Below are 25,463 nucleotides of genomic sequence, written 5' to 3'. Positions count from 1 at the left end.
GGGTGCCCTCAGGAGTTATCGCCAACCGATGACCGTCGAGACGTTCCCGGGCATCCCGGGCAGCTCCTCCGGTGCGCCGGATCCGTCCGTGGGCACCCTGTACCAGCTGGCCGGACCGCTCTGGGGCTGGTTGCGGAAGAGGATCTCGGCTCCGTCGGGGGAAAGTACGACGTGGGAGTTCTCCCCGTCGCCGTCGGGGGCCAGGGTCCGGTTGACCGGCAGGGGCTCCCACAGATTCCGCGGGGTGGTGGCGTTCTCCTCCTCGTAGCCGGCGAGGGTGCTGTCGGAGAATTCCAGGACGCTCAGCACCTCGTCGTCGAAGAGCAGGGTGTTGGAGTCGAGGGCCTGAACGGTGCCGCTGGCGTCCACGTCCACCTCGGTCGTGCGGTCCCGGTTGAGGAAGTTGAGGGTCAGGTCGACCACGTCGGAGTCGGCCTGGTCCCCGATGTCGAAGAAGGACAGACCCAGGTCGTTGCTCTGGACCACCGTCGAGCCGTCGAGGACCACTGCCATCGGAGTGCTCTGGCCGTCGTCGATGGCGACTCGGTCGAGCCCCGGCATGATCGTGAGGTTCTCGCAGACCTGCTGACCGTCACAGGTACCGAGGTCGGTGAACTCCCCGCTCTCCAGGTCGAGGGCCCGGACGGTGTCCTCGCCCTCGCCGGTCTCCGTCACGAAGACGATCCTGTCCCCTTCCGGATCGGCCACGGGGTGGACGTGGTCGGCCGGGGCGTCGGCCCCGGACTCCTCGTGGTCGGGGCTGAGCGCCGTGAACGTGCCGTCCTCGGCCATGACCCCGAACCCCGTGACGGCGACGCCGTCGACCCTCTCCTCGAAGGTGCCCAGGACGAGGCCGCGTTCGGGGAACAGCGACGGAGCGCCCGTGTCGCACGAGGTCTCCAGGGAGACGCGCCGCGCGTCCACCGCACGGCCGTGGGTGAGGTCGTCCGACTCGGCGTGGACGGCCTCGGCGGTGTCGAACCGGACGCTGGTGATCTCCTGGGCGTCCTCGGCGGAGTGGAGGGTGAACTCCAGCCAGCCGGACTCGGGCTGGCACGCCGCGGTGAGGATGCCGGGGTCGGCCAGGGAGTTCGACCCCGTGGACCTCTCCCTGGAGGGGCCGCCCTCCTCGGTGTCCGGTGCCTCCGTTTCCTCGGAGGCACCCTCCTCGGTCTCCGTGGAGGCGGGTTCCTCCGCCCTGAGAAGGCCGCAGCCGGAGAGCAACAGGGCCAGCGCGGCCGCGGGGGCGAGCGCTCGGACGGCAGGGGGAATGGTTCTGGAGGTCACGGCCGAAATCTATACCACCCTCGCGCCGGGGGAATTGCCGGAGTGCCGAAAATGGCGGTGGGGCCGTCACGTGTTTCTCGCGGGAGCGACCTGGAAGAGGTGGAACGGGTGGTTATCCGGGCTCGAATCGCCGGGTCGTGCTGCGGTGGCCGGAAGTGGCCAGAAAGGGGGCGAGTCTGGTGGCGAGCAGAGCTCAAGCCACCAGACCCGGGGTGACGGCCGACGAGGGCGAGCGGGTGGGAGCTCGAGCCCGGTCGTCGACCGTGCCTTCCGTACAACCAGGGAACGAACCAGGACATTCCCGGCACACGGTCAGCACTCGATCCTTGAGACAGCAGGTCATGACCTGGCCCGTGCGGGGGCGACCCGCTGTGAGAACAGGAGCGGGGCCAGCGCGTCGCGTAGTTCGCTCGTGGTTCGACTGATCTCGTAGTGCAGCCGTGCCTTGTCGTCGAGAGCCCTGAGGGAGTCCCCGATCGACTGTTGGACGCCGTGCGGCGGCAGAGGCGTCGGAAGGGATCGTAGCGTGGTCGCGGTGATCGATCTGACCGTGCTGCCCGAGGTATGCCGACCGATCCAGTCTCGAACGGTGGGAAGCGTCAGATACTGCAGGAGGAAGTCGGGGTCCACCCGGTCGTTCGGTCTCACCCTCAGGAGCTGGGTACTGAAGATAGAGCCCTCGTGGTCGGAGTCGACGAGTGCGAACGCTCCGAGAGTTCCGGTCCGGGTACCCACGATGTCACCGGCCCGAAGCCGGTAGCGGTGGAGCCGCCCGGCCAGTGCGTGGGGCAGCCGTACCAGCCCGGTCGCCGACACTCGTCGTGTGTCGATGTTCCCCGGGCGCACGAGGGGGATCCCCCGTTCGGAGAACTCCCGTGAGGGAAGGCTCGCTCCCGAGGGGCCCGCCTGTACTTCGGACACCTCCTCCAGACGGTGCGCGGTCCAGTCGTCGGGCAGGGGCCCGATCAGGGAGTCCATGGTCCTACCTCTCTCAGGAACTGGTCGGCCCTTTCATCGACTTCGGGGAGCCGGGTCTCCAGGGAGACCAGCTTTCGAAGGAGCGCGTCGATGGTGTCGTCCTGCTGAGTCGGGTTCGCCTGCGCCACTCGGCCGGGGACGTAGATCGAGGGGCGAAGAAGATAGTTTCTGTCGCGGACCTCCTGAACAGTGGCGGCACGGCCGATGCCTGACCCCTCCCCGTCAGGGTCGGTCCCCCTTCCTGCCCGCCAACTCTCCAGCGTGTGCCGGATGAGTCCGGTGTCCTGCTCACGCAGGACCCGGGAGGTACGCGAAGCCATGGTGCCGAGCCCACTGGCGTCGATGAAGAGGATTTCCTCGCATGCCCCCAGGGGGGCTCTCATCAACCAGAGGGTCACCGGGATGGTGGTGTCGGTGAAGAGGTGGTCCGGAAGGGCGATGAGGCACTCCACCACCCCGTCCTCGACCATGTTCTTCCGGATGGCCGCTTCCTTGGCGTTCGTGGACAGCGATGCGCCGTTGGCCATCAGCACACTCGCTCGTCCGTTCGGGGAGAGACGGTCCACCACCAACTGGAGCCAGCGGAAGTTCGCGTTCCCCTTCGGGGGCTCCCCGTACCGGAAGCTCTCGACGCTGGGGTCCCGTTCAGATGGGGATCTCATGTTGAACGGAGGGTTCATGAGAACGAGGTCAGCGGTATCTGGCGTCTTGCCTGTTCCCCATGGAAGGCCCGTGTCGAGCTCGGCCGCAACGTCATGGAGGGCCAGATTCATGCTGGAGAGGTGGAAGTCCCGATCATCGAACGCGGTACCTCCAACTCGTGGAGGAGGGTACGATTCGCGCCCCCGACCTGTTCTGACGGCCTCCGCCAGAAGCTCTCCGGTCCTGCAAAAGGGATCGTAGACACGGTTGAGGTGGTCGACCGGTCCAAGGAGCTCCACCATCGTGCGCACCACCGAACTCGGAGTGCGTAGCCCAGCGCGAACCGAGGTTCGATCCCCTTCCATCAGATCGAGCGCACTGGCGAAGATGTCCAGCAATGGCTTCCGGCCGAGGTCCTGGGTGTCGATCCTGTCGACACCTCGGACCGCCCTGGCGAACACGTCGCCCCTCAGATCTTGGAGGAAGCCGAGAAGGCCGGAAGGGATGACAGCTGTGAGGTCCGTCGCGAACGCGGCCCCGCGTGCGGTCCGGTTCCGGAGAGAGTTCCAGGAATCCGGATCAGCCCCGCGGACGAAGGCGAGCACGGCCACGAGCAGTGCGGAGTCCTGTACTGGGAGCGTTCCCCGCAGGTCGTCCATGATCCGGAAGAAGGCACGGTTCGCGTCGTCGGCCTCGCGGGGCACTCTCGCGGGGGTGCCGGGAACATCGGTCCCGGTTCGAGCTCGAATCCGTTCGGCGTAGGTGGCGTCGACACTTTCGTGGGGCTGCCGTGCGTCCGCCGGGATGACCCGGCTCGACAGCCACTCGACGATCTGGCGCAGGTCGAAGAGCCCGGCGTCTGGGTGCACTGGTTCGGGAAAGTCGGGGTTTCGTCTCTGCCAGGCCGTGACCGCGGCCCGACTGACCTGGGCGTAGCGGGCGACCTGCGCACGCGAGACCAGTTCTGGCGATTCCTCTCCCATCAACGTCCCTTCAGAAACTCGTGGGTGATTCGCCGCGACACACCTGGTCCCTGACCAACAACACCTCGGGGACGCGGTCAAGGGCCCGGATACCGGTCGCGGCCTCGGGGTTCACGTAGGAGAGGACGCGGTAGAGCTTGGCGTGGTCGGCCTCAAGATGACGGTGGTGAATCGGCTCGTGGTGCATGATGCGGTTGCGGAAGAGGCGTAGGGAGTAGAGCTGGTCCTGGAGCACTCGCCGGGAGCCCCCATAACCCGGGAAGGCGCGGTGCAGCACGGGAACCCACAGGGTGCGGTCGTAGCCTCGGGCGACCAAAGAGGTCCAGAACCCCAGGGACAGCTCCGTGACGATGTCGTCGGCCGTCGACGAACGGCGGCATCGGGACTGGGCCTGACGTACCAGTCGTCGTCCGTCACCGTCCAGGGGAGCCACGTCCCACCAGGTGTCCTGCCCGTAGTGTCGGCTCAGATGGTGGTGGACGGAGTTGCGCAGGGCGAGCTCGAAGGTGTGCAGCGGACCGTAGAAGGCCGCCGAGACCATGATGTTCCAGTGGTAGAGGTTCACCGCGCGTGTTGGGTCGCCGCCGCTGCGCCGCAGGTACGGCGCCAGACGTGGGGAGGAGTACACGGACAGCATCCACTCGGGTATGTCGGTGCTCACGACGGCCTTCGATCTATCTCGCCCGGGGTACGAGAGACAGGGGGCGGGGGGTTTGGTATCCTGGCGCGGTATGCCCCGGGTTCGCCTCTGCTTTGCACGCCACCCGGGGCACGGCTTTTTCCGGGGCGCGACAGTAGGGCGTCCTCGATGGGAGCCGGATCGTCGGGATCACCTTTCGCGCACGACGCTACATGCCGCGACTAGCCGCCGCAAGCGCACTCCAGTGCGCATTTTTTGTTAACACGCGCAACGGGTCCCGTCAGCACTCGATGACGTTGACGGCGAGGCCGCCACGGCTGGTCTCCTTGTACTTGTCGTGCATGTCGCGGCCGGTGTCGCGCATGGTCCGGATGACCTTGTCCAGGCTCACGAAGTGGCTGCCGTCGCCGCGCAGGGCCATGCGGGTGGCGCTGATCGCCTTCACGGAGGCGAGCGCGTTGCGTTCGATGCAGGGGATCTGGACGAGGCCGCCGATGGGGTCGCAGGTCAGACCCAGGTTGTGCTCCATGGCGATCTCCGCGGCGTTCTCCACTTGCGCCGGGGACCCGCCCAGGACCTCGGCCAGACCGGCCGCCGCCATGGAGGAGGCCGAACCCACCTCACCCTGGCAGCCCACCTCGGCGCCGGAGATGGACGCGTTCTGCTTGAACAGTATGCCGATGGCCGCCGCCGTCAGCATGAAGCGGACCACGCCGTCGTCGCCCGCGCCCGGGCTGAAGTGCAGGTAGTAGTGCAGGACCGCCGGGACGATACCGGCGGCGCCGTTGGTCGGAGCGGTCACCACACGCCCGCCGGCGGCGTTCTCCTCGTTGACCGCCAGCGCGTACAGCGTGATCCAGTCGCTGCCGCGCATCGGGTCCGGGTCCACGTGGGTGGGGGCGAGCAGCCCCTGCTCGTCGCAGTTGCCGCCCAGCTGGCGGTAGAGCCGGTGCGCGCGGCGGGGCACCTTCAGGCCCCCGGGCAGACTGCCCTCGGTGGACACCCCGCGGCGCACGCACTGGCGCATCGCCGTCCAGATCTCCAGGAGCTCCTCGCGGATCTGGTCCGGGGTGCGTCCGAAGGCCTGCTCGTTGGCGAGCATCAGCGCGCTGATCGACATGCCGGTCTGCTCACACAGCTCCAGCAGCTCCTCGGCGGACGAGAAGGGGTGCGGCAGGACGGTGTCGTCGGCCTTGATCCGGTCGGCGCCCGCGGCCCGTTCGTCCACCACGAAGCCGCCGCCCACCGAGTAGTACACCTTCGCGGCCACCTCGGCGCCGGAGGCCTCCAGCGCCACGAAGCGCATCCCGTTGGGGTGGTCCGGCAGGCTCTCCCTGCGGCGGAAGTCCACGTCGACGGCGGGGTCGAAGTCCACCGCCGGGCCCTCCGGGCCGCCCAGGAGGAGTCTTCGGTCCGACCGCACCCCCTCCACCAGGCGGGGGACGGCGTCCACGTCCACGCCCTCGGGGGTGTGCCCCATCAGCCCCAGGATCACGGCGGTGTCGCTGCCGTGCCCCTTGCCGGTGAGCGCCAGTGAGCCGTACAGCTCCGCCCGCACGTGGGTCACACGCGACAGGAGGTCCTCGGAGCGCAGACCGGACACGAACGTCCGGGCCGCCTTCATCGGGCCGACGGTGTGGGAACTCGACGGTCCGATACCGATCTTGAACAGGTCGAAGACGCTGATGGCCATGGCTGTCCTCCTCGTTGAGCACAGGGGTGGGGCCGTGGTGACCGGCGCCGTGTGGGCCCGCGCGGCCCACACGGCGGGGACTGCTACAGGTTCGGGTAGAGCGGACGCTTGGCGGCCAGAGCGCTGACCCGGTCGCTCAGGGCGGCCTCGTCGAACTCGGGCTTGAGCGCCTCGGCGATGACGTCCGCGACCTCGACGAAGTCACCCTCGTCGAACCCGCGCGTGGCCAGGGCCGGGGTCCCGATCCGCAGTCCCGAGGTCACCATTGGCGGCCGGGGGTCGTTCGGGACCGCGTTGCGGTTGACCGTGATCCCGACCGAGTGCAGCCTGTCCTCGGCCTCCTGCCCGTTGAGCTGGGAGTCGACCAGGTCGACCAGGACCAGGTGGACGTCGGTGCCGCCGGTCAGGACCTTGACTCCGACCTTCGCGGCGTCCGGCTGGGTGAGCCGCTCCGCGAGGATGCGGGCGCCCGCCACCGTACGGCGCTGGCGGTCGGCGAACTCCTCGCTCGCCGCGACCTTGAACGAGACCGCTTTGGCCGCGATCACGTGCTCCAGCGGGCCGCCCTGCATGCCGGGGAAGACCGCGGAGTTGATCTTCTTGGCCAGCTCGGCCTTGGACAGGATCATGCCGCCGCGCGGGCCGCCGAGGGTCTTGTGGGTCGTGGTGGTGACCACGTCCGCGAACGGCACCGGGTTGGGGTGCAGTCCGGCGGCGACCAGACCGGCGAAGTGCGCCATGTCCACCATGAGCAGCGCGCCGACCTCGTCCGCGATCTCGCGGAACTTGGCGAAGTCGAGCTGGCGCGGGTAGGCGGACCAGCCCGCCACGATCATCTTCGGCTGGTGCTCCTTGGCGAGGGCGGCGACCTCGTCGTAGTCGACGGTGCCGTCCTCGTCGCGCACGTGGTACGCCACGGCGTTGAGGATCTTGCCGGAGTAGTTGATCCGCATGCCGTGGGTCAGGTGACCGCCGTGGGCCAGGTCCAGGCCCAGGATGGTGTCACCCGGCTTGAGCAGCGCGAAGTACACGGCCGTGTTGGCCTGCGCGCCCGAGTGCGGCTGCACGTTGGCGTGCTCGGCGCCGAACAGCTCCTTGGCGCGGTCGATCGCCAGCTGCTCGACGACGTCGACGTGCTCGCAGCCGCCGTAGTAGCGACGGCCGGGGTAGCCCTCGGCGTACTTGTTGGTCAGGACCGTGCCCTGGGCCTCCAGGACCGCCTGGGGGGCGAAGTTCTCGGAGGCGATCATCTCCAGGGTGTCGCGCTGGCGCGCCAGTTCGGCGTCGACCGCGGCCGCCACCTCCGGGTCCAGCTCGCCCAGGGTCTGGTTGAGAAGGTTGTCGCTGGTCATGCTAGTTCTCGCCTTCGGTCAGCTCGGTGTACTCCTCGGCGGAGAGCAGGTCGGCGGGCTCCTCGGAGACGCGCACCCTGAACAGCCAGCCACCCTCGAAGGGCTCGGAGTTGATGGTCTCGGGGGCGTCCTCGAGCGCCTCGTTGACCTCCACGACCTCTCCGGTGACGGGGGAGTAGATGTCGCTGACGGACTTGGTGGACTCCACCTCGCCCGCGGTCTCGCCGGCGGTGACCTCGTCACCGACCGCGGGGGTCTCGACGAAGACGATGTCACCCAGCGACTCGGCGGCGAAGGCCGTGATCCCGACGGTGGCGATCCCGTCCCTGACCGCGATCCACTCGTGTTTGGCGGTGTAACCCAGCTCCGTGGGAACGCTCACTTCAACTCTCCTTGGAGGTGTTCCATTTGTCTGCCGTGCGCCCGTACGGCGACCCGGCCCGGCCTACGCCTGGCCACGCCCCGACCGTGCCGGTCCCTCGTGGGGATCCGGCCGCGCGGGGCGTGCAGGTTCTCGGGTCCGCCCGCTGGCGGCCCCGCTTCCTACGACTGCCGCTGGTAGAACGGCAGCTCGACCACGTCGACGTCCTCGCCCCGTCCGCGCACGTCCACGGTGAACGCGCCGGTCGAGGTGTCGAGGTCGCCGTCCACGTAGGCCATGGCGATGGGGCGGCCCAGGGTGGGGGAGGGGGCGCCACTGGTGGTGACTCCGATGACGGTGCCGTCGCGCAGCACGTCCTGGCCCTTGCGGAGCGGACGGCGGCCACGGGAGACGAGGCCGATCAGGCGCCGACCGCGAGCGGTGCGCGAGGCCTCCTCCAGCGCGGCGCGGCCCACGAAGTCGCCCGGCTTGTCGAGCTTGACCACGCGGCCCAGTCCGGCGTCGAAGGGGGTGAGGTCGGCGGAGAGCTCCTGGCCGTAGAGCGGCATCCCGGCCTCCATGCGGAGGGTGTCGCGGGAGGAGAGCCCGGCCGGGACCAGCCCGTGCGGGGCGCCCTCGGCCATGAGGGCGGCCCAGACCTCGGGCGCCCGGTCGGCGGGCCGGACGAAGATCTCGAACCCGTCCTCGCCGGTGTAGCCGGTGCGGGCGAGCAGGACCGGGACCCCGGCCACGGTGTGCTCGTATCCCGCGTAGTAGCGGATGTCGTCCAGGTCGGCGTCGGTGAGCGGGGCGAGGATCTCCACCGCGCGCGGGCCCTGGACGGCGATGAGCGAGTAGTCGGCGGACTCGTCGATCACCTCGACGTCGAAGCCGGACGCGCGCTCGGCCAGGGCGGAGGCGACCACGGGCACGTTGGCCGCGTTGGCCACGACCAGGTACTCGTCCTCACCGAGCCGGTAGACGATGAGGTCGTCCAGGACCCCGCCGTCCTCGGCGGTGATCATGGTGTAGCGGGCGCGGCCCACCCTGACCTTGGACAGGAAGCCGACCAGGGCGTGGTCGAGCGCCTCGGCGGCCTGCGGGCCGGTCAGCCGGATCTCGCCCATGTGGGAGAGGTCGAACAGCCCGGCGGCCTCACGGACGGCCGTGTGCTCGGCGGTCTCGCTGCTGTAGCGGAGGGGCATCAGCCATCCGGCGAAGTCGACGAGTGTCGCCCCGGCCTCTTCGTGGATCTTGTGCAGCGCGGTGAGGCGCGGCGCGGTCGCGGACTCTGACATGGGCACTCCCGAGAGGATGGGTGTCGTGCGTAAGGCGTTGCCATCCTCCCCCTCTGTCATGGGTGCCTGAGAGCTTCACCGCGCGCTCGGCGTGGTTTGCACCTTCGGCGAGGGAACGCGTCCCTGCTTTCCAGAGTGGTCTCGCCCGTACGGTCCGCTGTGCCTGAGAGGTTGTCTTCGGGGAGGGATTGCTCCTTCGGCGGCCCACGCTGGATACGCGGACACTCTCCCGTACGGGGTCAGCAACACGCTCAGCCTAGCAGCGGCGAACTGGGTCGCCCAAGACTGCCCGGGCGGTTGTGGACGACCCCGCCGCCCCGCATCCGACCGGCGGGGACGACCTTCGCGACACGGTCCGCCGAGGTCACGAAGCATGGTGTGTGACCACCGTGCATGCCCTAGCTTTGTTGGTGGACGTTCCTTCGGACAGCCTGTGGAGGAGACGAGTGCGTACCGACACCGAACACGCTCCCGGGAGGCCGGGGCACGCCCCCGGCCGCTTCGCCCTCGGAGCCGCCGGTTGTGCCATCACCCTGTTCAGCGGGGCCGCCTGCGCGACGACGGACGACACGGAGCCCGCGCAGGGAACCGTCGGCAACCCCGTCCAGCTGGGCGACGTGCAGACCGTGGAGCGTGAGGACCTGGAGGCGGTCTTCGCCGAGGCCGGGGTGAACGGGACGTTCGTGCTCTTCGACGCCGGTGACCGGTCCGCCGTCGTGGTGAACCCGGAGCAGGCCGACGAGCGCGCCGTGCCCGCGTCCACCTTCAAGCTGCCCAACACGCTGATCGCCCTCCAGACCGGCGAGGTGTCCGACGTCGACGAGGCGATCTCCCCCGAGTCCGGCGACGAGCTGAGCCTGCGCGAGGCCCTGCCCACCTCCGACGTCCCGGTGCACCAGGAGGTCGCGGACCGGATCGGGTACGAGCGCATGTCCACCTGGGTGGACCGTTTCGACTACGGCAACCGGAACGTGGGCGAGGAGGGGGCGATGGACCGGTTCTGGCTGGAGGGCCCCCTGGAGATCTCCGCGCTGGAGCAGGCCACCTTCGTCGCCGAACTGGCCCGCGAGGAACTGCCCGTGGACGTCCAGCACCAGCGCGCCCTGCGCGACCTGCTGCTGGTCGAGGAGGGGCCGGACCACCAGCTCTTCGGCCGGACCGGCCTGGGCGTGGACGTGGACCCGGTGCCCGGCTGGTGGGTGGGCTGGGTCGAGCGGGGCTCCGACCTGCACACCTTCGCGCTCCGCCTGGAGGTCGAGGACGAGGAGGACGCCGAGCTGCGCGAGTCGCTGGGCCGTGAGCTCCTGGTCGCCCTGGACGTCCTCCCGGCCGCCTAGCGCCCCGGGCCCTACGGGTCGCCGGGGGACCGGAGCTGGACCGGCACCGACCGCACGAAGCGCTGGTCGGCGTCGGTCACCCCGCCCATGAACTTGAACGTGCGCAGCGTCATCCGGCGGTCCGCGATGCGCAGCCCTGGCAGCTCCTCCAGCAACCTGCGCTCCACCCGGGTGAGGTCGGGGGCGTCGCGTAGCCACAGGATGAACAGGGTGTTCTCCGGACCCGCGATGGTCGTGCACAGACGCACCTCGGGGATGCGCTCCCCCAGGTCGGGCACACCGTCCAAGACGCTCGGGTCCACCGTGCCCCACAGGGTTGCGGCGCTCGGCCACCCCATGTGCGCCCGGGAGATGTCGCAGCGCAGCCCGAGGAGGCCGTCGCGCAGCAGTCGGTTGATCCGCCGCGCGGCGGTGGTGGGCGCGACGTCGAGGCGGTCGGCGATGGCCTGGTAGCCCAGCCGCGCGTCCCAGCACAGCAGGTCCACGATGTCCTGGTCGAGCTCGGTGACGCGTTCGTCGCCCACCGGGGCGCGCAGGGTGGGGGAGAGGGCGCGCAGACGGCGCCGCTGCCCGGGTGACAGGGCGCGGACCTGCCACAGGTAGGCCTCCCTGGGTACCTCGGTCACGACGTGCACCCGGTAGGAGACCACGTCGGGGATGCCGCCCACCCAGTTGAGCAGGTAGTCCGCCAGCCCACCGCCGGGCACCACGGTGAGCATGAGCTGGTGGGACCCGGCCACGAACTGGATGCTCAGGGTGTCGCGGTCCTCGGCCAGCGCAGCCGCCACCCGCTCCACCGATCCGTTGCGGCAGCTCAGCTCCACGTAGCTGAGGTGCCGACGGGCCATCACCCGGCGGCGGGGGAACGCCGCTATGCGGGCCAGCCCCTCGTCCTCCAACCTCTTCCAACGGCGGGCGAGCGTGGTGGGGTCCGCGTCCAGCACGGGCCCGAGCTCGGCCCAGGTGGCCCTGGGGGCCAGCTGGAGCGCGTTGATCAGGGACAGGTCGAACTCGTTGGGCATGCTCGATTCCGGCAGAATCCACCTCCTCCATAGCGGTTTCCGGCGATTTCCGAAGGCTACCGGAGCATCCACGTAGGTTTCCGCAAGATCAGAAGCGCGGCTCTGAGCTGCGAGTCCTCGGTTGGATGCGCGCCGTCGCGTCCGGGTGGCCGCGTCGCGGCGCCGGGACCGGGTGCGGGGAGAAAGGTGGCGTCGATGGCCTCGGCTGTCAGGACCCTCGTGGTCCACAACGGAACCGTGATCGACGGGACCGGAGAGGGTCCCCGCCACGACTGGGCACTGGTCCTGCGTGACGGACGGATCGACTGGATCGGCCCCGCCGACCAGGCGCCGCACGTCGGCGAGCCCCACGAGAGGGTCGACGCGGCCGGGGGCACGATCCTCCCGGGCTTCGTCGACACCCACGTGCACATGACCATGTCCGGCGACGGCATGAACCCCGCCGACCTGATCGACCAGCCCCCGCACTACGGCTACTTCACCGCCATCCCGCGCCTGAGGGCCACCCTCGACGCGGGGGTCACCAGCGTCCGCGACCTGGCCGGGCTCGACCAGGCCGTGGTCCGCGCCGTCGACGAGGGCATCGTCCCCGGCCCGCGCGTCACCACCGCCTACCGGGCCCTCGGCCCCACCGGCGGCCACGGCGACTTCCGTACCTGCTGCGGCTTCGACTACGGCACGGTCCTGGGCCCGGACGGGGCCGTCTCGATCAACACCGACGGTCCGGCCGAGGCCCTGCGCGCCACCCGTGAGGTGATGCGCAAGGGCGCCAGGGTCATCAAGGTGATGGCCAGCGGCGGCGTGTGGAGCCCCCAGGACACCCCCTGGCACGACGGCCTCAACGTCGAGGAGATGTCCGTGATCGTGCGCGAGGCGGCCAGCCACGACATCCCGGTGGCCGCGCACGCGCAGAGCGCCCGCAGCATCCGCAACGCCCTCACCGCCGGGGTCACCAGCGTGGAACACGGCTACGAGATCGACGAGCGCGGTATCGAGCTCATGCTGGAGAACGGCGCCTACCTGGTGCCCACCCTGTCCACCGCCACCACCCCGCCCGACCCCGCGAAGTCGGCCGACTACGCGGTGGCCAAGAAGCTCAAGCTCCAGGAACACCTCAGCGAGAACATCACCGCCGCCGTCCGGGCCGGGGTCCGTGTGGCCCTCGGCACCGACTCGGGCATCTGCCAGCACGGCCGCAACCTGCGCGAACTCGCCCTACTGGTGGAGCACGGCATGAGCCCCATGGGCGCCCTGCTCGCCGGAACCCGCGACGCCGCCGCGCTCCTCGGGCTGAGCGGGCAGATCGGCACCCTCGAACCCGGCAAGCGCGCCGACGTCGTCGTCTGCTCGGGGGACCCCCTCGCGGACATCACCCTGCCCGGCGACCCCGACAACGTCACCGTGGTCATCAAGGACGGCGCGGTCCACAAGGACACGGCCCGCACCCGACCGGGCACCGCGAACTGACCCCCGGGACCCACCCCGACCCCTTCATCCCAGAGGTGACCCATGAGCACCCCACGCTCCCACCAGGCCGTCGGCGGCCCCGGCCGCTCCGCGCCCCGCCCCGGGTTCTTCGCCCGCGTGCTGGACGGCATCGAGCGCGTCGGCAACCGGATCCCCGACCCGTTCGTCCTCTTCCTCCTGCTCTTCGCGATCGTCGCCGTGGCGTCCACGGTCATGGCGTCGGTCGGCACCACCTACGAGGTGCCCGGCAGCGACGAGGGCGAACAGGCCATCAACGGTTTCCTCACGTCTGACGGCCTGACCTGGCTGACCACGAACCTGGTCCCCAACTTCATCGGCTTCCCGCCCCTGGGCGTGGTCCTGACCGTCCTGCTCGGTGTCGGCCTCGCCCAGCGGACCGGCCTGCTCAACGCGCTGGTCCGCAGGGCCTTCGCCGGAGCGCCCCAGTGGCTGCTCCCCTACGTGGTCGCTCTGGTCGCGGTCTCCGGCAGCATCATGAGCGACGCCGCGATGGTGGTCATCCCGCCGCTGGCCGCGATGGTGTTCAAGGCGGCGGGCCGCCATCCCGTCGCCGGACTCATGGGCGGCTTCGCGGTGGCCACCGCCGCGTTCAGTTGCAGCCCCTTCATCACCAGCACCGACGCCCTGCTGTCCGGTATCAGCCAGACGGCCGCCGCCTCCGTGGGGATGGGCACGACCGTCACACCGGTCTCCAACCACTTCCTCACGTTCACCATCGCGGTCCTGCTCAGCCTGGTCGGCGGCCTGCTCATCGACAGGGTCCTCGAACCCGCGCTGGAGCGCGGCGGGGTCACCCGCGAACAGGTCGGCGCCGAGGACGCGGGCGACGCGGAGGACCGCCCCGACATGCGGATGGACCCGGTCCTGACGCGTTCCGAGACGCTCGGTCTGCGCTGGTCCGGCGTGGCGCTGCTGGTGACCGTCGCGGCGGTGCTGTCGGTGACCCTGCCCGCGAACGCGCCCCTGCGCAACGGGGACGGCACCTTCCTGCCGGAGTCCCCGCTGCTCAGCTCGGTGGTCTTCCTGGTCTTCCTGACCCTGGCCGTCCCGGCCGTGGTCTACGGCCTGGCCACACGGACCATCAGCAGAGGAGCCGACGTCCCCCGCATGATGGGCCACACGGTCAGGGAGATGTCCGGCTTCATCGTCCTGGCCTTCGTCATGGCCCAGTTCCTGGAGCTGTTCAACTGGACCGGGGTCTCCACCTGGATCGCGATCCGGGGCGCGCAGGGCCTGGAGGCCACGGGTTTCACCGGGTTCGGGGCCATCCTCTGCTTCATCCTGCTGGCGTTCCTGATCAACCTCTTCATCATCTCGGGCTCGGCCCAGTGGGCCCTGTTCGCCGCGGTGTTCGTCCCGATGTTCGCGCTCATCGGCTTCGAGCCCGGATTCGTCCAGGCGGCCTTCCGGATCGGTGACTCCACCTCGAACGTGCTGTCGCCGCTCAGCCCCTACGTGGTGATCATCCTCGGCTTCCTGCGCCAGTACGAGCCCAGGGCGGGCATCGGCACGGTCATCGCGCGTGCCCTTCCCTTCTCCCTGGTCTTCCTGGTGCTGTGGACCGGAGTCCTCGCCGTGTTCTACTTCGGCGGACTGCCCGTCGGCCCCGGCATGTACCCGCACATCTAGGTCGCGGGCCCGGGGGACCGGGCCCGCCTCCCGCACGCACAACGACGCAAGGAGACCGCCCATGACCCGCGCCAGGACCCTCTACCGGGACCTCACCCTCATCGACGGGACCGGAGCCGCACCGGTCACCGACGCCGCCGTGCTGGTCGAGGACGGGCTGATCGCCTACGCGGGGCCCGCCGCCGACGCGCCCGAGCCCCGCCCCGAGGACACCGTGGAGAGCCTGGGCGGCCGCACCCTGCTGCCCGGGTTCATCGACACCCACGTACACTTCGGGTTCTCCGACAGCCGGGCCCTGGCCAGCAACAACGCGACCGTCTCCCGCAGCCTGCACGCCTTCGAGTCCGCCGAGCGGATGCGGGTCACCCTGGAGGCGGGCGTCACCGGCGCCCGCGACCTGGGCGGGGCCGACTCCGGGTTCCGCGTCGCGCAGGAACGCGGGCTGATCCGCGGGCCGCGCCTGAGCATGGCGCTCCGCCTGATGAGCCACACCGGCGGCCACGCCGACTTCACGCTGCCCTCCGGCGCCAACCCGCACGACTGCGAGCACACCGCGGCCGAGATCGCGGACTCCCCGCAGGAGGTCCGGGTGGCCACCCGCAGACTGGTCCGGGACGGCGCCGACGTCATCAAGGTGTGCGCCACCGGCGGGCTCTCCAGCCCCTCGGACGGGCCCACCGACGAGGGGATCACGGAGGAGGAGATCGCCGTGATCGTGGCCGAGACCGCCAAACACGGCGGGCGGCCGGTCGCGGCGCACGCCCAGGGCGCGGCGGGGATCAGGAACGCGGTGCGCGGTGGTGTTGCCAGCGTCGAGCACGGCTACCTGATCGACGACGAGGGCATCGACCTCATGCTGGAGCGCGGCACCTTCCTCGTACCGACCCTGACCACGTTCGACTTCGAGGACCGGGTCCACCTGATGACCCGGAAGGCGATCGACACCAAGCGGGCCCTGGCCGAGGAGACCTACCGCCGGATCTCCCACGCGGTCAGCCGAGGGGTGCGGGTCGCGATGGGTACCGACGCCGGCATCTCCGAGCACGGCCGCAACCTGCGCGAACTCGCCCAGCTGGTGTCCGTGGGACTGTCACCGATGGAGGCGATCCAGGCGGGGACGGGCAACGCCGCCGAACTGGTGGGCACCGCCGACCGGACGGGCACGGTCGAGGCGGGCAAGTTCGCCGACCTCGTGGTGTGCGAGGGCGACCCCCTCGCTGACATCTCACTGCTGGGTGACCGCGCCAACGTGGTGCTGGTCGTCCAGGGCGGCGAGGTCGTCAAGGACACCCGGGCCTGACCCGGGTCCCCGACCGACCCGGGCTCCGTCTCGGGCGGACACCCGGGCCGACGGGACGGGCCCGGCACGCCGTCCTCGTGCCGGGCCCCGCGTACGCCGGGAGTCAGGCGGCGTTCTTGCGGCGCTGGCGGACCGCCTCGGCCAGGTTCTCCAGCACGCCCTCGGTGGTCTCCCAGCTCATGCACTTGTCGGTGATGGACTGGCCGTAGGTGAGCTGGGCCGGGTCACCCAGCTTCTGGGCGCCCTCCTCGATGAAGCTCTCCAGCATGACGCCGACGATCCCCCTCTGGCCCTCGGCCACCTGGGCGGCGATCTCCCGGGCCACACCCGCCTGGCGGACGTGGTCCTTGCCGCTGTTGGCGTGGCTGGCGTCGATCATCAGGCGGCGCGGCAGCTTGGAGCCCTCGAGCACGTCCAGGGCGGAGGCGACCGAGGCGGGGTCGTGGTTGGGGCCGCCGCGCCCGCCGCGCAGGATCACGTGGCAGTCCGGGTTGCCGTCGGTGACCACGACCGAACCGGCGCCGGCCGGGTCCACACCGAAGAACGTGTGGGAGGCGGCGGCGGCGCCCACGGCGTCCACGGCCACCTGCACGTCGCCGTCGGTGCCGTTCTTGAAGCCGACGGGGGTGCTCAGACCGCTGCTGAGCTGGCGGTGCACCTGGCTCTCGGTGGTGCGGGCGCCGATCGCGCCCCAGGAGACCACGTCCGCGATGTACTGCGGGGTGATCGGGTCCAGGAACTCGGTCCCGGCGGGCAGCCCGAGGGCGTTGATGTCGATCAGCAGCTCACGCGCGGTGCGCAGGCCCCGGTGCACGTCGTAGGTGTCGTCCAGACCGGGGTCGTTGATCAGGCCCTTCCAGCCGACCGTGGTGCGCGGCTTCTCGAAGTACACGCGCATGACCACGCACAGCTCGCCGCTGACCGAGGGCACGAGGTCGCGCAGGCGACGCGCGTAGTCCAGGGCCGACTCGGTGTCGTGCACCGAGCAGGGGCCGACGACCACGAGGAGGCGGTCGTCACCGCCGTCCAGGACGCGCTTGACCTCGGCGCGCGAGCTCTCCACGAGGGCGGTGCTCTCCTCGCTCATGGGGAGCTCAGCGAGCAGGTCCTGGGGGGCGATGAGCGGTTTGTAGCTCGCCACCCGTGTGTCGTTGGTGCTCGTCATCGTTTCCCCTGGTCCCATCACGTCGATCGCCTGGCGGCAGATGCTCGTGCCGCACCACGACCGTAGCGCGGTCCGCCGGGGCGGACACGGTCGCGGTGGGAATTGGACCGTGAATCCGGGGATGGGAAAGGCCACACCGACGCATTCCGCGGGAAGACGTCCCAACCCGCGAGACACAATGGCCCGGTCGCCATTTCCGTCGGGCGCCGTACCGCCCCGCGGGGTCAGTCCTTCAGACCCGGGAGGTCCTCCTCCCAGTACTCGCGGGGGTTGCGCACGCCGTCCGCGACCGTGCCGCGCTCCTCCTCGGCACGGCGCAGCCGGACCCGCCGGATCTTGCCCGACACGGTCTTGGGCAGCTCGGTGAACTCCAGGCGGCGGACCCTCTTGTGGGGTGAGAGGCGTTCCCGGGCGTACTCGAGGATGGCGCGGGCGGTGAGGGCGTCGGCCGCCACACCCTCGGCCAGGGTCACGTACGCCTTGGCCACCGACAGCCGCAGCGGGTCCGGCGAGGGCACCACGGCGGCCTCGGCCACGTATTCGTGCTCGAGCAGAACGCTTTCCAGCTCAAATGGTGAGATGCGGTAATCCGAGGCCTTGAACACGTCGTCGGATCGGCCGATATAGGTAATGGAACCGCGCGAATCCCGCTTGGCGATGTCGCCGGTGCGGTACAGCCCGCGCCGCGTCGCCTCCCGTGCGTCGCCGGAGGCGTCGGCGTAGCCGCTCATCACCCCCACGGGGCGGTCGGCCAGGTCCACGCAGATCTCACCGGTGTCCGAGGGCTCCTCCGTCTCCGGGTCGATCAGGACGACGTCGTAGCCGGGCATGGGCCGCCCCATGGACCCCGGAACCACCTCCTGGCCGGGGCCGTTGCCGACGAGCAGGGTGGTCTCGGTCTGCCCGAACCCGTCCCGTACCGAGAGCCCCCACACCTGGCGCACGTACTCCACGATCCGCGGGTTGAGCGGCTCCCCCGCCGCCACGACCTCCCGCAGCGGTACCTTCCAGGCCCCCAGATCCGCCTGGACCAGCATCCGCCACACCGTGGGCGGCGCGCACATCGTGTGCGCCCCGCACCGCACCGCCGCGTCGAGCAGGGTCGCCGGATCGAACCGCTCCTGGTTCACCACCAGCACCGTGGCCTCGGCGTTCCACGGCGCGAAAACACTGCTGTAGGCGTGCTTGGCCCAACCCGGGGCGGACACGTTCAGGTGCACGTCTCCGGGCTGGACCCCCAACCAGTACATGGTGGACAGGTGCCCCACGGGGTAGGAGCTCTGGGTGTGGGTGACCAGCTTCGGGCGGGCCGTGGTGCCGGACGTGAAGTACAGCAGCAGGGGGTCGTCCGGGTCGGTGGGGCTGGGCTGGGTGAAGTCCAGACCCGAGTGCTCCGAGTCCGGGTAGCTGAGCCACCCGTCCATGTAGCCCACGCAGATCCTGGTCCAGTGGCCGCGCAGGAGCTCGAACCGCTCGGTGTGCTCCGGCGAGCAGATCACGTGCGCGACCTCACCCCGCTCCAGCCGGTCCACCAGGTCGGCGTCGGACAGGTTGGTGGCGGTCGGCGTGACCACCGCGCCCAGTTTGACGGCGGCGAGCAGGGTCTCCCACAGCTCGACCTGGTTGCCGAGCATGAGCATGATCCGGTCGCCCGGGTGCACCCCCTGGCCGATCAGCCAGTTCGCCACCTGGTTGGAGCGCTCGGACATCTGGCGGTACGTGTGGTGCGTCTCGGTCCCGTCCGCCTCCACCAGCCACAGCGCGGTGCGGTCCGGTCGGGTGGCGGCGACGTGGTCGAAGTGGTCCAGCGCCCAGTTGAACCGTTCCGGCCGGGGCCACGTGAACTCCCGGTGGGCCGTCTCCTGGTCCTCCCGGTGCTGTAGGAGCAGGTCCCGCGCGGCGCGGAACTCCCGTGCCCCCTCGGACATCTCGTGCGACATCGAAGGCCTCCGGTTCGGGGGCGGCGCGCGGTGCGCACCTCCCACGGGCTCCCGGCCACCGGACGGGTGGCGGGACGAGGTGTGCCCCGGTTCTACCCGGAACCGGACATCCCGACCCATCGTCGCGTCGGTCCCGGCACTGGTCGGGCGCCTTGAGGCGTGGAAACCGGGGATGTCCGCCCGGCACGGGCACCTCTAGGATGGTCTGCCATGGAGGAACTGCACGGACACCACGCCATCTGGCGCTTCGACGAGGAGACGGTGCGGATCGGTTTCGGTACCGGCCGCAAGGTCCCGGCCCTGTTCAAGGCGCTGGGCCACTGCTCCGTACCGCTGAGCGCCGTACGCGACGTGGAGTTCGACCCGGGCGACCGCAAGCAGGGGTGGCGGCTCCGGCTGCGCCTGGTGGAGGGGGCCGACCCCTACGCGCCCCTGGAGACCGCGGGCGGCTCCGGGGCCGCCACGCCCCTGGTCCTGACCGGCCCGCACGAGCGCGAGCTGGTCGCGGAGTACTGCGCCGACCGGATCACCGAGTCGGCCCGCTACGCCCGCGAGACCCGCTCCTCCCCGCTCGACCTGGCGCAGGTCGCCAGGGCCCTCGTGGTGGGGCTGCCCTACCAGGCCCGCACCGGAGAGGGCTCGGTGTCGTTCGACGGCGAACGGGTGCGGCTGGTGTGGGACGGCTGGATGGCCAGTACCGCCAAGGGCCAGGAGAAGTCGCGTGAGTTCCCCTTCTCCGAGATCGACTCCCTCCAGTGGTTCCCCCAGCGCGACTTCGACGAGGGCTTCCTCCGGGTCGTGCTGCGCGGGGTGACCATGCCCGAGGCCTCAGGCCTGGAGAACGACTTCTTCACCCTGGCCTCGCACGGCCTCAAGGGCAGCGAGGAGAGCCTGTTGATGGCCGCCACCGTCAACACCCACATCGCCCTCGCCGGGGAGGAGGCCGCCGACGAACCGTCCGGGGAAGCCCCCGCACTGGAGGCGGCGCCCCCCGCCGAGGGCAGCGACGAGATCTTCGCCAAGATCCGCGAGCTCGGCAGCCTCCACGCCGAGGGGCTGCTGACCGACAGCGAGTTCAGCAGCAAGAAGGCCGAGCTCCTCGACCGGCTCTGACTCCCAGCCACCACCACGAAAGGGCCACGCCTTGCGCACCTTGTACCCGCCCATCGAGCCGTACGACTCGGGCATGCTCGACGCCGGTGACGGACACCGCGTCTACTGGGAGCTGTGCGGAAACCCGACGGGCAAGCCGGTGGTGTTCCTGCACGGCGGCCCGGGCGGCGGCTGCACCCCCGACCACCGTCGGCTCTTCGACCCGGAGAAGTACCGCATCCTCCTGTTCGACCAGCGCAACTGCGGCCGGTCCACCCCGCACGCCAGCCGTATGGACTCCGACCTGTCCACCAACACCACGTGGTCGCTGGTCGAGGACATCGAGCGGCTGCGCGAGATGATCGGCGTGGAGGCCTGGCAGGTCTTCGGCGGTTCCTGGGGCAGCTGCCTGGCCCTGGCCTACGCCCAGAAGCACCCGGACCGCGTCACCGAGCTGATCGTGCGCGGCATCTTCACGCTGCGCGACCAGGAACTGCGCTGGTTCTACCAGGAGGGCGCCTCGAACCTCTTCCCGGACCTGTGGGAGTCCTACCTGGAGCCCATCCCGGAGGAGGAGCGGGACGACCTGATCGGCGCCTACGCCCGCCGCCTGGAGTCCCCGGACCGCGAGGTGCGCCTGGAGGCGGCCCGCGCGTGGAGCGTGTGGGAGGGCTCGACGATCACGCTGCGGCCCAACCCGGCGCTGCGCGAGCACCACGCCGACGAGGACTACGCGCTGGCCTTCGCCCGGATCGAGAACCACTACTTCCACAACAAGGGGTTCCTCACCCCCGAGCAGCTCATCGAGGGCGCCGCGAGCATCCGGCACATCCCCGGCGTGATCATCCAGGGGCGCTACGACGTGTGCACCCCGGTGCGCACCGCCTACGACCTGCACCGTGCCTGGCCGGAGGCGGACTTCCACATCGTCGACGACGCGGGCCACGCCTTCAGCGAGCCCGGCATCCTCGACCTCCTCATCGAGGCCACCGACCGCTTCGCCAAGTAGCGGGTGGGGGTCGCGCCCGACCGGGTACGACCCCTCAGTGGTGTTCCGGAACCGCGCAGTCGGCGCGGTCGGAGGCGGCTCCCCCGAAGTCGTGAGCGGGGCGCGGGCGCGCTCACGGGAGAGGTTCCCGGCACCGGTCTCGTCGGAGTACGACAGGCGCGCGACCGGCCCGCGTCACGCGGGGCCGCCATGTGACGTCGGTCTTTCCCGGGCGGTTGGTGGCTAGGGTGTTGCCACCCGCAGACCCCCAAGGGCCCACGGCCCAGGAGAGAAGGACGACATGCGAGTAGAGGTCGACTACGACCAGTGCGAGAGCAACGCCCTGTGCATGGCCGCCGCCCCCGAGGTGTTCGAGGTCAGGGACGACGACTTCCTGTACCTCCTGACCGAGGAGCCGGGCGAGGAGCTTCGCGAGAAGGTCCTCAAGGCGCAGCGGCTCTGCCCCAAGCAGGCCATCACCGTGACGGGGTGACCCCCGCCGCGGCCAGGGCCTCGTCCCAGGTGGTGGGCTTCTCCAACAGGCCGCGGTAACGCATGGTGCGTGGGGTGGAGCGCAGCCCGAGCACACCGGTGAGCATCCCCCCACGCCCCAGGAACGCGACGAACTTTCGGTCCTCCGGTGACCCGTGCACGAAGGTGACCTGATCGGCGGGCGCGCCCTGTCCCAGGAGCTGGATCTTCTTCCGGTACTGGTCAGACCAGAAATAGGGCACCGGGGTGAACGGCGTCCGCCCCGACCCGGCGAGCAGGTTGCGGGCGGCCGCCTCCCCCTGCTCGCTCGCGTTGGTCCAGTGCTCCAGCCGGATCCGGCCGCCGTAGCGCGGGTGCGGCCAGTTGGCCAGGTCACCGACCGCGTACACGTTCGGCACGGAGGTCTCGGAGTACTCGTCGCACACCACCGACCCGTCGTCGAACAGCTCGACCCCCGAACCGCGCAGCCACTCGGTGTTCAGGTGCACGCCCACACCGGCCACCACCAGGGAGGCGTCGATCGTGGAGCCGTCCGCCAACCGGACCCGCTCCACCCGGCCCGCCCCCTCGAACGCGCGCACACCCACGCCGAGGCGCACGTCCACGCCGTTCTCCCGGTGCAGGTCGGTGAGGATCGCACCGATCCGGGGGTCGACCACCCGGGTCAGCGGGGTGGTCGCCGCCTCGATCAGGGTGACCTCCATGCCCACCGCGCGGGCGCTCGCGGCCACCTCGGCGCCGACGAACCCGGCGCCGACCACCACCAGGTGCCCGGAGGAGTCGAAGGCCGCCCGGACCGCCTCGGCGTCGTCCAGGGTGCGCAGGACGTGCACCCCCGCCAGGTCGGTGTCCGGACGCCGGGCCCGTGCCCCGGTGGCCACGATCAGCCCGTCGTAGCGCAGCGCACCCTCCTCTCCCGGTCCCTGGACGCGCACCTCCCGCGCGGCCGGGTCCAGCCCGACCACCCGGGTGTTGGGGCGAAAGTCCAGGTCGAGGCCGTCGATGACGGAGTCCTCGCGCAGCTGGAGCCCACGGTGCCCGACCAGCCAGCCCGGGCCCCCGTTGGCCGGGTCCAGTCCGACACCGGTCAGCGCCTCCTTGGACAGCGGGGGTCGGGAGTAGGGCCGGTGGGCCTCCTCGCCGACCAGGGTCAGACGCCCCTCGAAGCCCCGCTCCCGCAGGGCCTCGGCGGCATGCAGACCAGCCATGCCCGCACCGGCGATGACGATCTCGTTCAGGGTGTCCGACACCGTTCTCTTCTCTCCTTTAGCCGTCCCGTCGTCACGGGAGACCAGTCACAGTCCACGTCCGTCCCAGTGAACCCGCCGCTGTCCCCAACCAGTCCTGGAACCCCCTACAGGGCCCGGACCTCACCCACCTTCGCCCCGCCACCGTTCACCGGTGTGGTCAGGCGGTCGTTGACCGCGCTGACGTCCACGCCCAGGGCGCGCAGGGCGGTCAGGCCGACCACCACCCGCGAGCGCTCCTCGGCGTCGCCGTCGCTGATCTTGACCGCGACGGTCTCACCGGTGGGGGCGTTGAGCACGAGGACGCCGTCCGCTCCGATCTTGGAGACCAGGCCGGGCATCCGGGTCATGAGGTCGGTGTCGACGCGCTCGGGGCCGGAGACGTACTCGGGGTGCGCGCTCATCGCCTCGACGATCCCGCGCTCGTGGGTGCCCTCGGGGGACAGGCGCATCCCCTGGACGCCGCGGGCCAGACCGGTGAGGGTGACGGCGAGTTGGGGCGCGCCGCAGCCGTCGACGGCGGTGTGGGCGACGGTCTCCCCGCACATGTCCTCGGTGGCCTCGCGTACGAGCAGCTGGAGGGGGTGCTCGGGGTCGAGGTAGTCGTCCGTGCTCCACCCCTGGGCGACGCAGGCGGCGAGCATGCCCGCGTGCTTGCCGGAACAGTTCATGTACCGGGACTCGGGTTCGCGTCCGGCCGCGACGAATGCCCGGCGGGCGGCGGGGGCGCCGGGAACGGCGGGCGGGCACCGGAGGGCGTCGGCGGTGAGCCCCACGGAGGCCAGGATGCTCTCCGCCTCGGCGGCGTGGAACTCCTCGCCGCCGTGGCTGCCCGCGGCGATCGCCAGGGAGGGGCCCTCCAGCCGGGCGCCCGCGCGGAGCATGGCCAGTGCCTGGAAGGGCTTGGCGGAGGAGCGGGGGAACATGGGGTCGTGCACGGGGCCGCGCGCGTAGGCGATCTCACCGTCGGCGGAGAGACCGATCACCGCTCCGTAGTGCACGCCCTCACGCATTCCGGACCGGACGACCTCGGCCAGGGGGGCGTAGCTGGGCAGCGGTGGCTGGTTCATGCGGCTTCTCCTCGCCGTTGAGGCTGTGCGGTTCGTGCCCGTTGGTGCCGGGCACGCGTCAAAACGTACACACACCCCTCCTTCTTCCCGTTCGGCGGTGTGCGGTCCGTGGGGCCGTGTACGCGGGGGCGGCCGGTGTCGGGCACGGGCAGTAAGGTCGTGAGCCGACGTTGATCGACCACAGGGAGTAGGGACAGACGATGGGAACGCTGCGGACGGGCGCACTGACCCGGAGAAGGGTCGGCACGCGGGCGGCGGACCTGGAGTACGCGGTACTCGACGTCGAGACGACCGGGCTGGACCCGCGCGAGGGCGCGCGGTTGGTGGAGATCGCGGTGGTGCGGGTACGCGGGGACGGCACCCTCGTGGAGGAGTTCAGCACCCTGGTGGACCCCCGGGCGCCCCTCAGCGGGCAGGAGTTCCACGGGATCGGGGAGGGCGACGTCATCGGCGCCCCGCGTGCGGAGACGATCGTCCCGCGCGTCTCCCAGCTGCTCTCCGGCGCCGTGGTGGTCTGTCACAACCTGGACTTCGAGGAGCGCTTCCTCACCTCAGAGCTGGTGCCCGCCGGGCTGCCGCGCGGGCTGTCGGGGCTGTGCACGCTGCGCGCGCTCCGTTCCCAGCTGGACCTGCCGCGCTACTCGCTGCCGCGCGCCACCCACCTGCTCAGCGGGGAGTGGCCCACGGGCCAGCACACCGCGCTCGGTGACGCGCGCGCGTGCGCCCGGCTGCTCGTGGAGATGATCGCGAACGCCCCCGGCGAGCTGCGCTACACCGGACCGGAGCCGCGTGTGCTCCGGGCCGACGTGTCGTCGGCGGGGGAGGGGTCGGACGAGCCGGTGCGCTGGAAGCCCCGGACCACGCCCCTGCCCGGCGGCCTGACCCCCCTGAACCCCTGGAACGCGCGCTGGCGCGGGAGCGAGCTGGACGCCGCGCTGTGCGGGGGCGCCTTCCGTGAGACCGAGCGGGCGGTCGCGGAGTCCGCCGCGCGGCGCGGGTCCCGGATGCGGAGCCGGGTGGCCACGGCCGCGGCGGTGACCGGAGGGATCGCGGCCACCGTCGCGGGCGGGCTCCTGGTGCGTCTGGCCGGAGGGCGCGGCGGCCACCGGGGCCGCGCGCGCTGAACCGGCCGGTGCGGACCGGTGCGGTCAGAGACCGGACAGGCTGAGGAAGAACGCCACGATCAGCGCGCTCCCGCCGACCGCGGTGAACAGGGCGCGACCCTGTTCGGTCAGTCGGGCGGAGACCAGGCGCACCCGTGGGGGCACGCTGGTGCGCTGCGCCGTGGCGACCCCACCGGCGGAGCGTGGATCGGGCAGGCGTCCGGGCACGTAGCGGGGCACCTTGTTGAAGAGGGCGAGCGACACCAGGGCGGCGCCGACGGCGATCAGCGTGAGGGACACGAGGAGGAGGGCCTAACGGGTCTCGGCGGCGGTCGGACGGGTACGCCCGGGTGGGG

Annotated in this window: 22 protein-coding genes and 1 riboswitch; of the genes, 8 read left to right on the top strand and 14 right to left on the bottom strand. The window is 70.9% G+C overall.

What is annotated here, in order from left to right:
• Positions 1-15: 15 nt before the first annotated feature.
• The 8 genes from AC0VYL_RS21710 to gcvT all read right to left on the bottom strand — a co-directional run bounded on the left by AC0VYL_RS21710 (position 16) and on the right by gcvT (position 9,234).
• Positions 16-1,287, bottom strand: coding sequence for a hypothetical protein (locus AC0VYL_RS21710; RefSeq protein ID WP_475481353.1), 1,272 nt, complete (start codon positions 1,285-1,287; stop codon positions 16-18).
• 339 nt (positions 1,288-1,626) lie between these two features.
• Positions 1,627-2,265: a restriction endonuclease subunit S gene (locus AC0VYL_RS21705; RefSeq protein WP_475481352.1), complete on the bottom strand. Its 639-nt coding sequence runs from the start codon at positions 2,263-2,265 to the stop codon at positions 1,627-1,629.
• A complete protein-coding gene (locus AC0VYL_RS21700; RefSeq protein ID WP_475481351.1) occupies positions 2,253-3,890 on the bottom strand; it encodes an N-6 DNA methylase in 1,638 nt (545 codons plus the stop codon). The genes AC0VYL_RS21705 and AC0VYL_RS21700 overlap by 13 nt, the downstream gene beginning before the upstream one ends.
• Positions 3,891-3,900: 10 nt before the next feature.
• Positions 3,901-4,551, bottom strand: coding sequence for a hypothetical protein (locus tag AC0VYL_RS21695; protein WP_475481350.1), 651 nt, complete (start codon positions 4,549-4,551; stop codon positions 3,901-3,903).
• A gap of 259 nt (positions 4,552-4,810) precedes the next feature.
• The gene (locus tag AC0VYL_RS21690; RefSeq protein WP_475455439.1) at positions 4,811-6,223 is read right to left on the bottom strand and encodes an L-serine ammonia-lyase; all 1,413 of its coding nucleotides are present in this window, start codon (positions 6,221-6,223) and stop codon (positions 4,811-4,813) included.
• A gap of 83 nt (positions 6,224-6,306) precedes the next feature.
• Entirely contained in the window at positions 6,307-7,575 is a 1,269-nt protein-coding gene (locus AC0VYL_RS21685; RefSeq protein ID WP_475455437.1) for a serine hydroxymethyltransferase, read from the bottom strand.
• 1 nt (position 7,576) lies between these two features.
• Positions 7,577-7,957, bottom strand: a complete 381-nt coding sequence (gene gcvH, locus AC0VYL_RS21680; protein ID WP_475455435.1) for a glycine cleavage system protein GcvH — start codon at positions 7,955-7,957, stop codon at positions 7,577-7,579.
• 161 nt (positions 7,958-8,118) lie between these two features.
• The gene (gene gcvT, locus AC0VYL_RS21675; protein WP_475455433.1) at positions 8,119-9,234 is read right to left on the bottom strand and encodes a glycine cleavage system aminomethyltransferase GcvT; all 1,116 of its coding nucleotides are present in this window, start codon (positions 9,232-9,234) and stop codon (positions 8,119-8,121) included.
• A gap of 140 nt (positions 9,235-9,374) precedes the next feature.
• Positions 9,375-9,476, bottom strand: a riboswitch (glycine riboswitch).
• A 204-nt stretch (positions 9,477-9,680) separates the two neighbouring features.
• Here gcvT and AC0VYL_RS21670 point away from each other — a divergent pair.
• Complete coding sequence (locus AC0VYL_RS21670) at positions 9,681-10,571, top strand: penicillin-binding transpeptidase domain-containing protein (protein WP_475455431.1); 891 nt, start codon at positions 9,681-9,683, stop codon at positions 10,569-10,571.
• Between the two features lie 11 nt (positions 10,572-10,582).
• On the opposite strand, the gene AC0VYL_RS21665 is transcribed toward AC0VYL_RS21670, so the two are convergent.
• Positions 10,583-11,593 (bottom strand): Lrp/AsnC family transcriptional regulator, encoded by a 1,011-nt coding sequence (locus AC0VYL_RS21665; RefSeq protein WP_475455429.1) that lies wholly within the window; start codon positions 11,591-11,593, stop codon positions 10,583-10,585.
• A 195-nt stretch (positions 11,594-11,788) separates the two neighbouring features.
• On the opposite strand from AC0VYL_RS21665, the gene AC0VYL_RS21660 reads away from it, so the two are divergent.
• The 3 genes from AC0VYL_RS21660 to AC0VYL_RS21650 all read left to right on the top strand — a co-directional run bounded on the left by AC0VYL_RS21660 (position 11,789) and on the right by AC0VYL_RS21650 (position 16,010).
• Complete coding sequence (locus tag AC0VYL_RS21660) at positions 11,789-13,060, top strand: metal-dependent hydrolase family protein (protein WP_475481349.1); 1,272 nt, start codon at positions 11,789-11,791, stop codon at positions 13,058-13,060.
• A 42-nt stretch (positions 13,061-13,102) separates the two neighbouring features.
• The gene (locus AC0VYL_RS21655) at positions 13,103-14,710 is read left to right on the top strand and encodes an AbgT family transporter (protein ID WP_475481348.1); all 1,608 of its coding nucleotides are present in this window, start codon (positions 13,103-13,105) and stop codon (positions 14,708-14,710) included.
• Positions 14,711-14,771: 61 nt separating this feature from the next.
• Positions 14,772-16,010 carry a metal-dependent hydrolase family protein gene (locus AC0VYL_RS21650; RefSeq protein ID WP_475481347.1) on the top strand — a complete coding sequence of 413 codons (1,239 nt, stop codon included), beginning with the start codon at positions 14,772-14,774 and terminating at the stop codon, positions 16,008-16,010.
• A gap of 103 nt (positions 16,011-16,113) precedes the next feature.
• Here the strand turns inward: AC0VYL_RS21650 and AC0VYL_RS21645 are convergent, their stop codons facing one another.
• Positions 16,114-17,175, bottom strand: a complete 1,062-nt coding sequence (locus AC0VYL_RS21645; RefSeq protein ID WP_475481346.1) for a 3-deoxy-7-phosphoheptulonate synthase — start codon at positions 17,173-17,175, stop codon at positions 16,114-16,116.
• A gap of 224 nt (positions 17,176-17,399) precedes the next feature.
• On the bottom strand, positions 17,400-19,115 hold the full coding sequence (locus tag AC0VYL_RS21640; protein ID WP_475455419.1) for an AMP-binding protein: 1,716 nt from the start codon (positions 19,113-19,115) through the stop codon (positions 17,400-17,402).
• Between the two features lie 210 nt (positions 19,116-19,325).
• On the opposite strand from AC0VYL_RS21640, the gene AC0VYL_RS21635 reads away from it, so the two are divergent.
• From AC0VYL_RS21635 to AC0VYL_RS21625, 3 genes are all read left to right on the top strand, one after another.
• Entirely contained in the window at positions 19,326-20,228 is a 903-nt protein-coding gene (locus AC0VYL_RS21635) for a DUF4429 domain-containing protein (RefSeq protein WP_475481345.1), read from the top strand.
• A gap of 31 nt (positions 20,229-20,259) precedes the next feature.
• Positions 20,260-21,216: a prolyl aminopeptidase gene (gene pip / locus AC0VYL_RS21630; RefSeq protein WP_475481344.1), complete on the top strand. Its 957-nt coding sequence runs from the start codon at positions 20,260-20,262 to the stop codon at positions 21,214-21,216.
• A 280-nt stretch (positions 21,217-21,496) separates the two neighbouring features.
• Positions 21,497-21,688 (top strand): ferredoxin, encoded by a 192-nt coding sequence (locus AC0VYL_RS21625; protein ID WP_475455413.1) that lies wholly within the window; start codon positions 21,497-21,499, stop codon positions 21,686-21,688.
• Here the strand turns inward: AC0VYL_RS21625 and AC0VYL_RS21620 are convergent.
• The gene (locus AC0VYL_RS21620; protein ID WP_475481343.1) at positions 21,672-22,937 is read right to left on the bottom strand and encodes an NAD(P)/FAD-dependent oxidoreductase; all 1,266 of its coding nucleotides are present in this window, start codon (positions 22,935-22,937) and stop codon (positions 21,672-21,674) included. The genes AC0VYL_RS21625 and AC0VYL_RS21620 overlap by 17 nt on opposite strands.
• A 104-nt stretch (positions 22,938-23,041) precedes the next feature.
• Positions 23,042-24,004, bottom strand: coding sequence for an asparaginase (locus tag AC0VYL_RS21615; RefSeq protein ID WP_475481342.1), 963 nt, complete (start codon positions 24,002-24,004; stop codon positions 23,042-23,044).
• A 200-nt stretch (positions 24,005-24,204) separates the two neighbouring features.
• Between AC0VYL_RS21615 and AC0VYL_RS21610 the strand changes: the two genes are divergently transcribed.
• Entirely contained in the window at positions 24,205-25,128 is a 924-nt protein-coding gene (locus AC0VYL_RS21610) for a 3'-5' exonuclease (RefSeq protein WP_475481341.1), read from the top strand.
• Between the two features lie 24 nt (positions 25,129-25,152).
• On the opposite strand, the gene AC0VYL_RS21605 is transcribed toward AC0VYL_RS21610, so the two are convergent.
• Positions 25,153-25,407 carry a hypothetical protein gene (locus tag AC0VYL_RS21605; protein ID WP_475455405.1) on the bottom strand — a complete coding sequence of 85 codons (255 nt, stop codon included), beginning with the start codon at positions 25,405-25,407 and terminating at the stop codon, positions 25,153-25,155.
• Between the last annotated feature and the right edge of the window lie 56 nt (positions 25,408-25,463).

The sequence above is a fragment of the Nocardiopsis sp. iso_238 genome (assembly GCF_056173325.1).
This window is presented reverse-complemented; position numbering and strand designations above follow the sequence as displayed.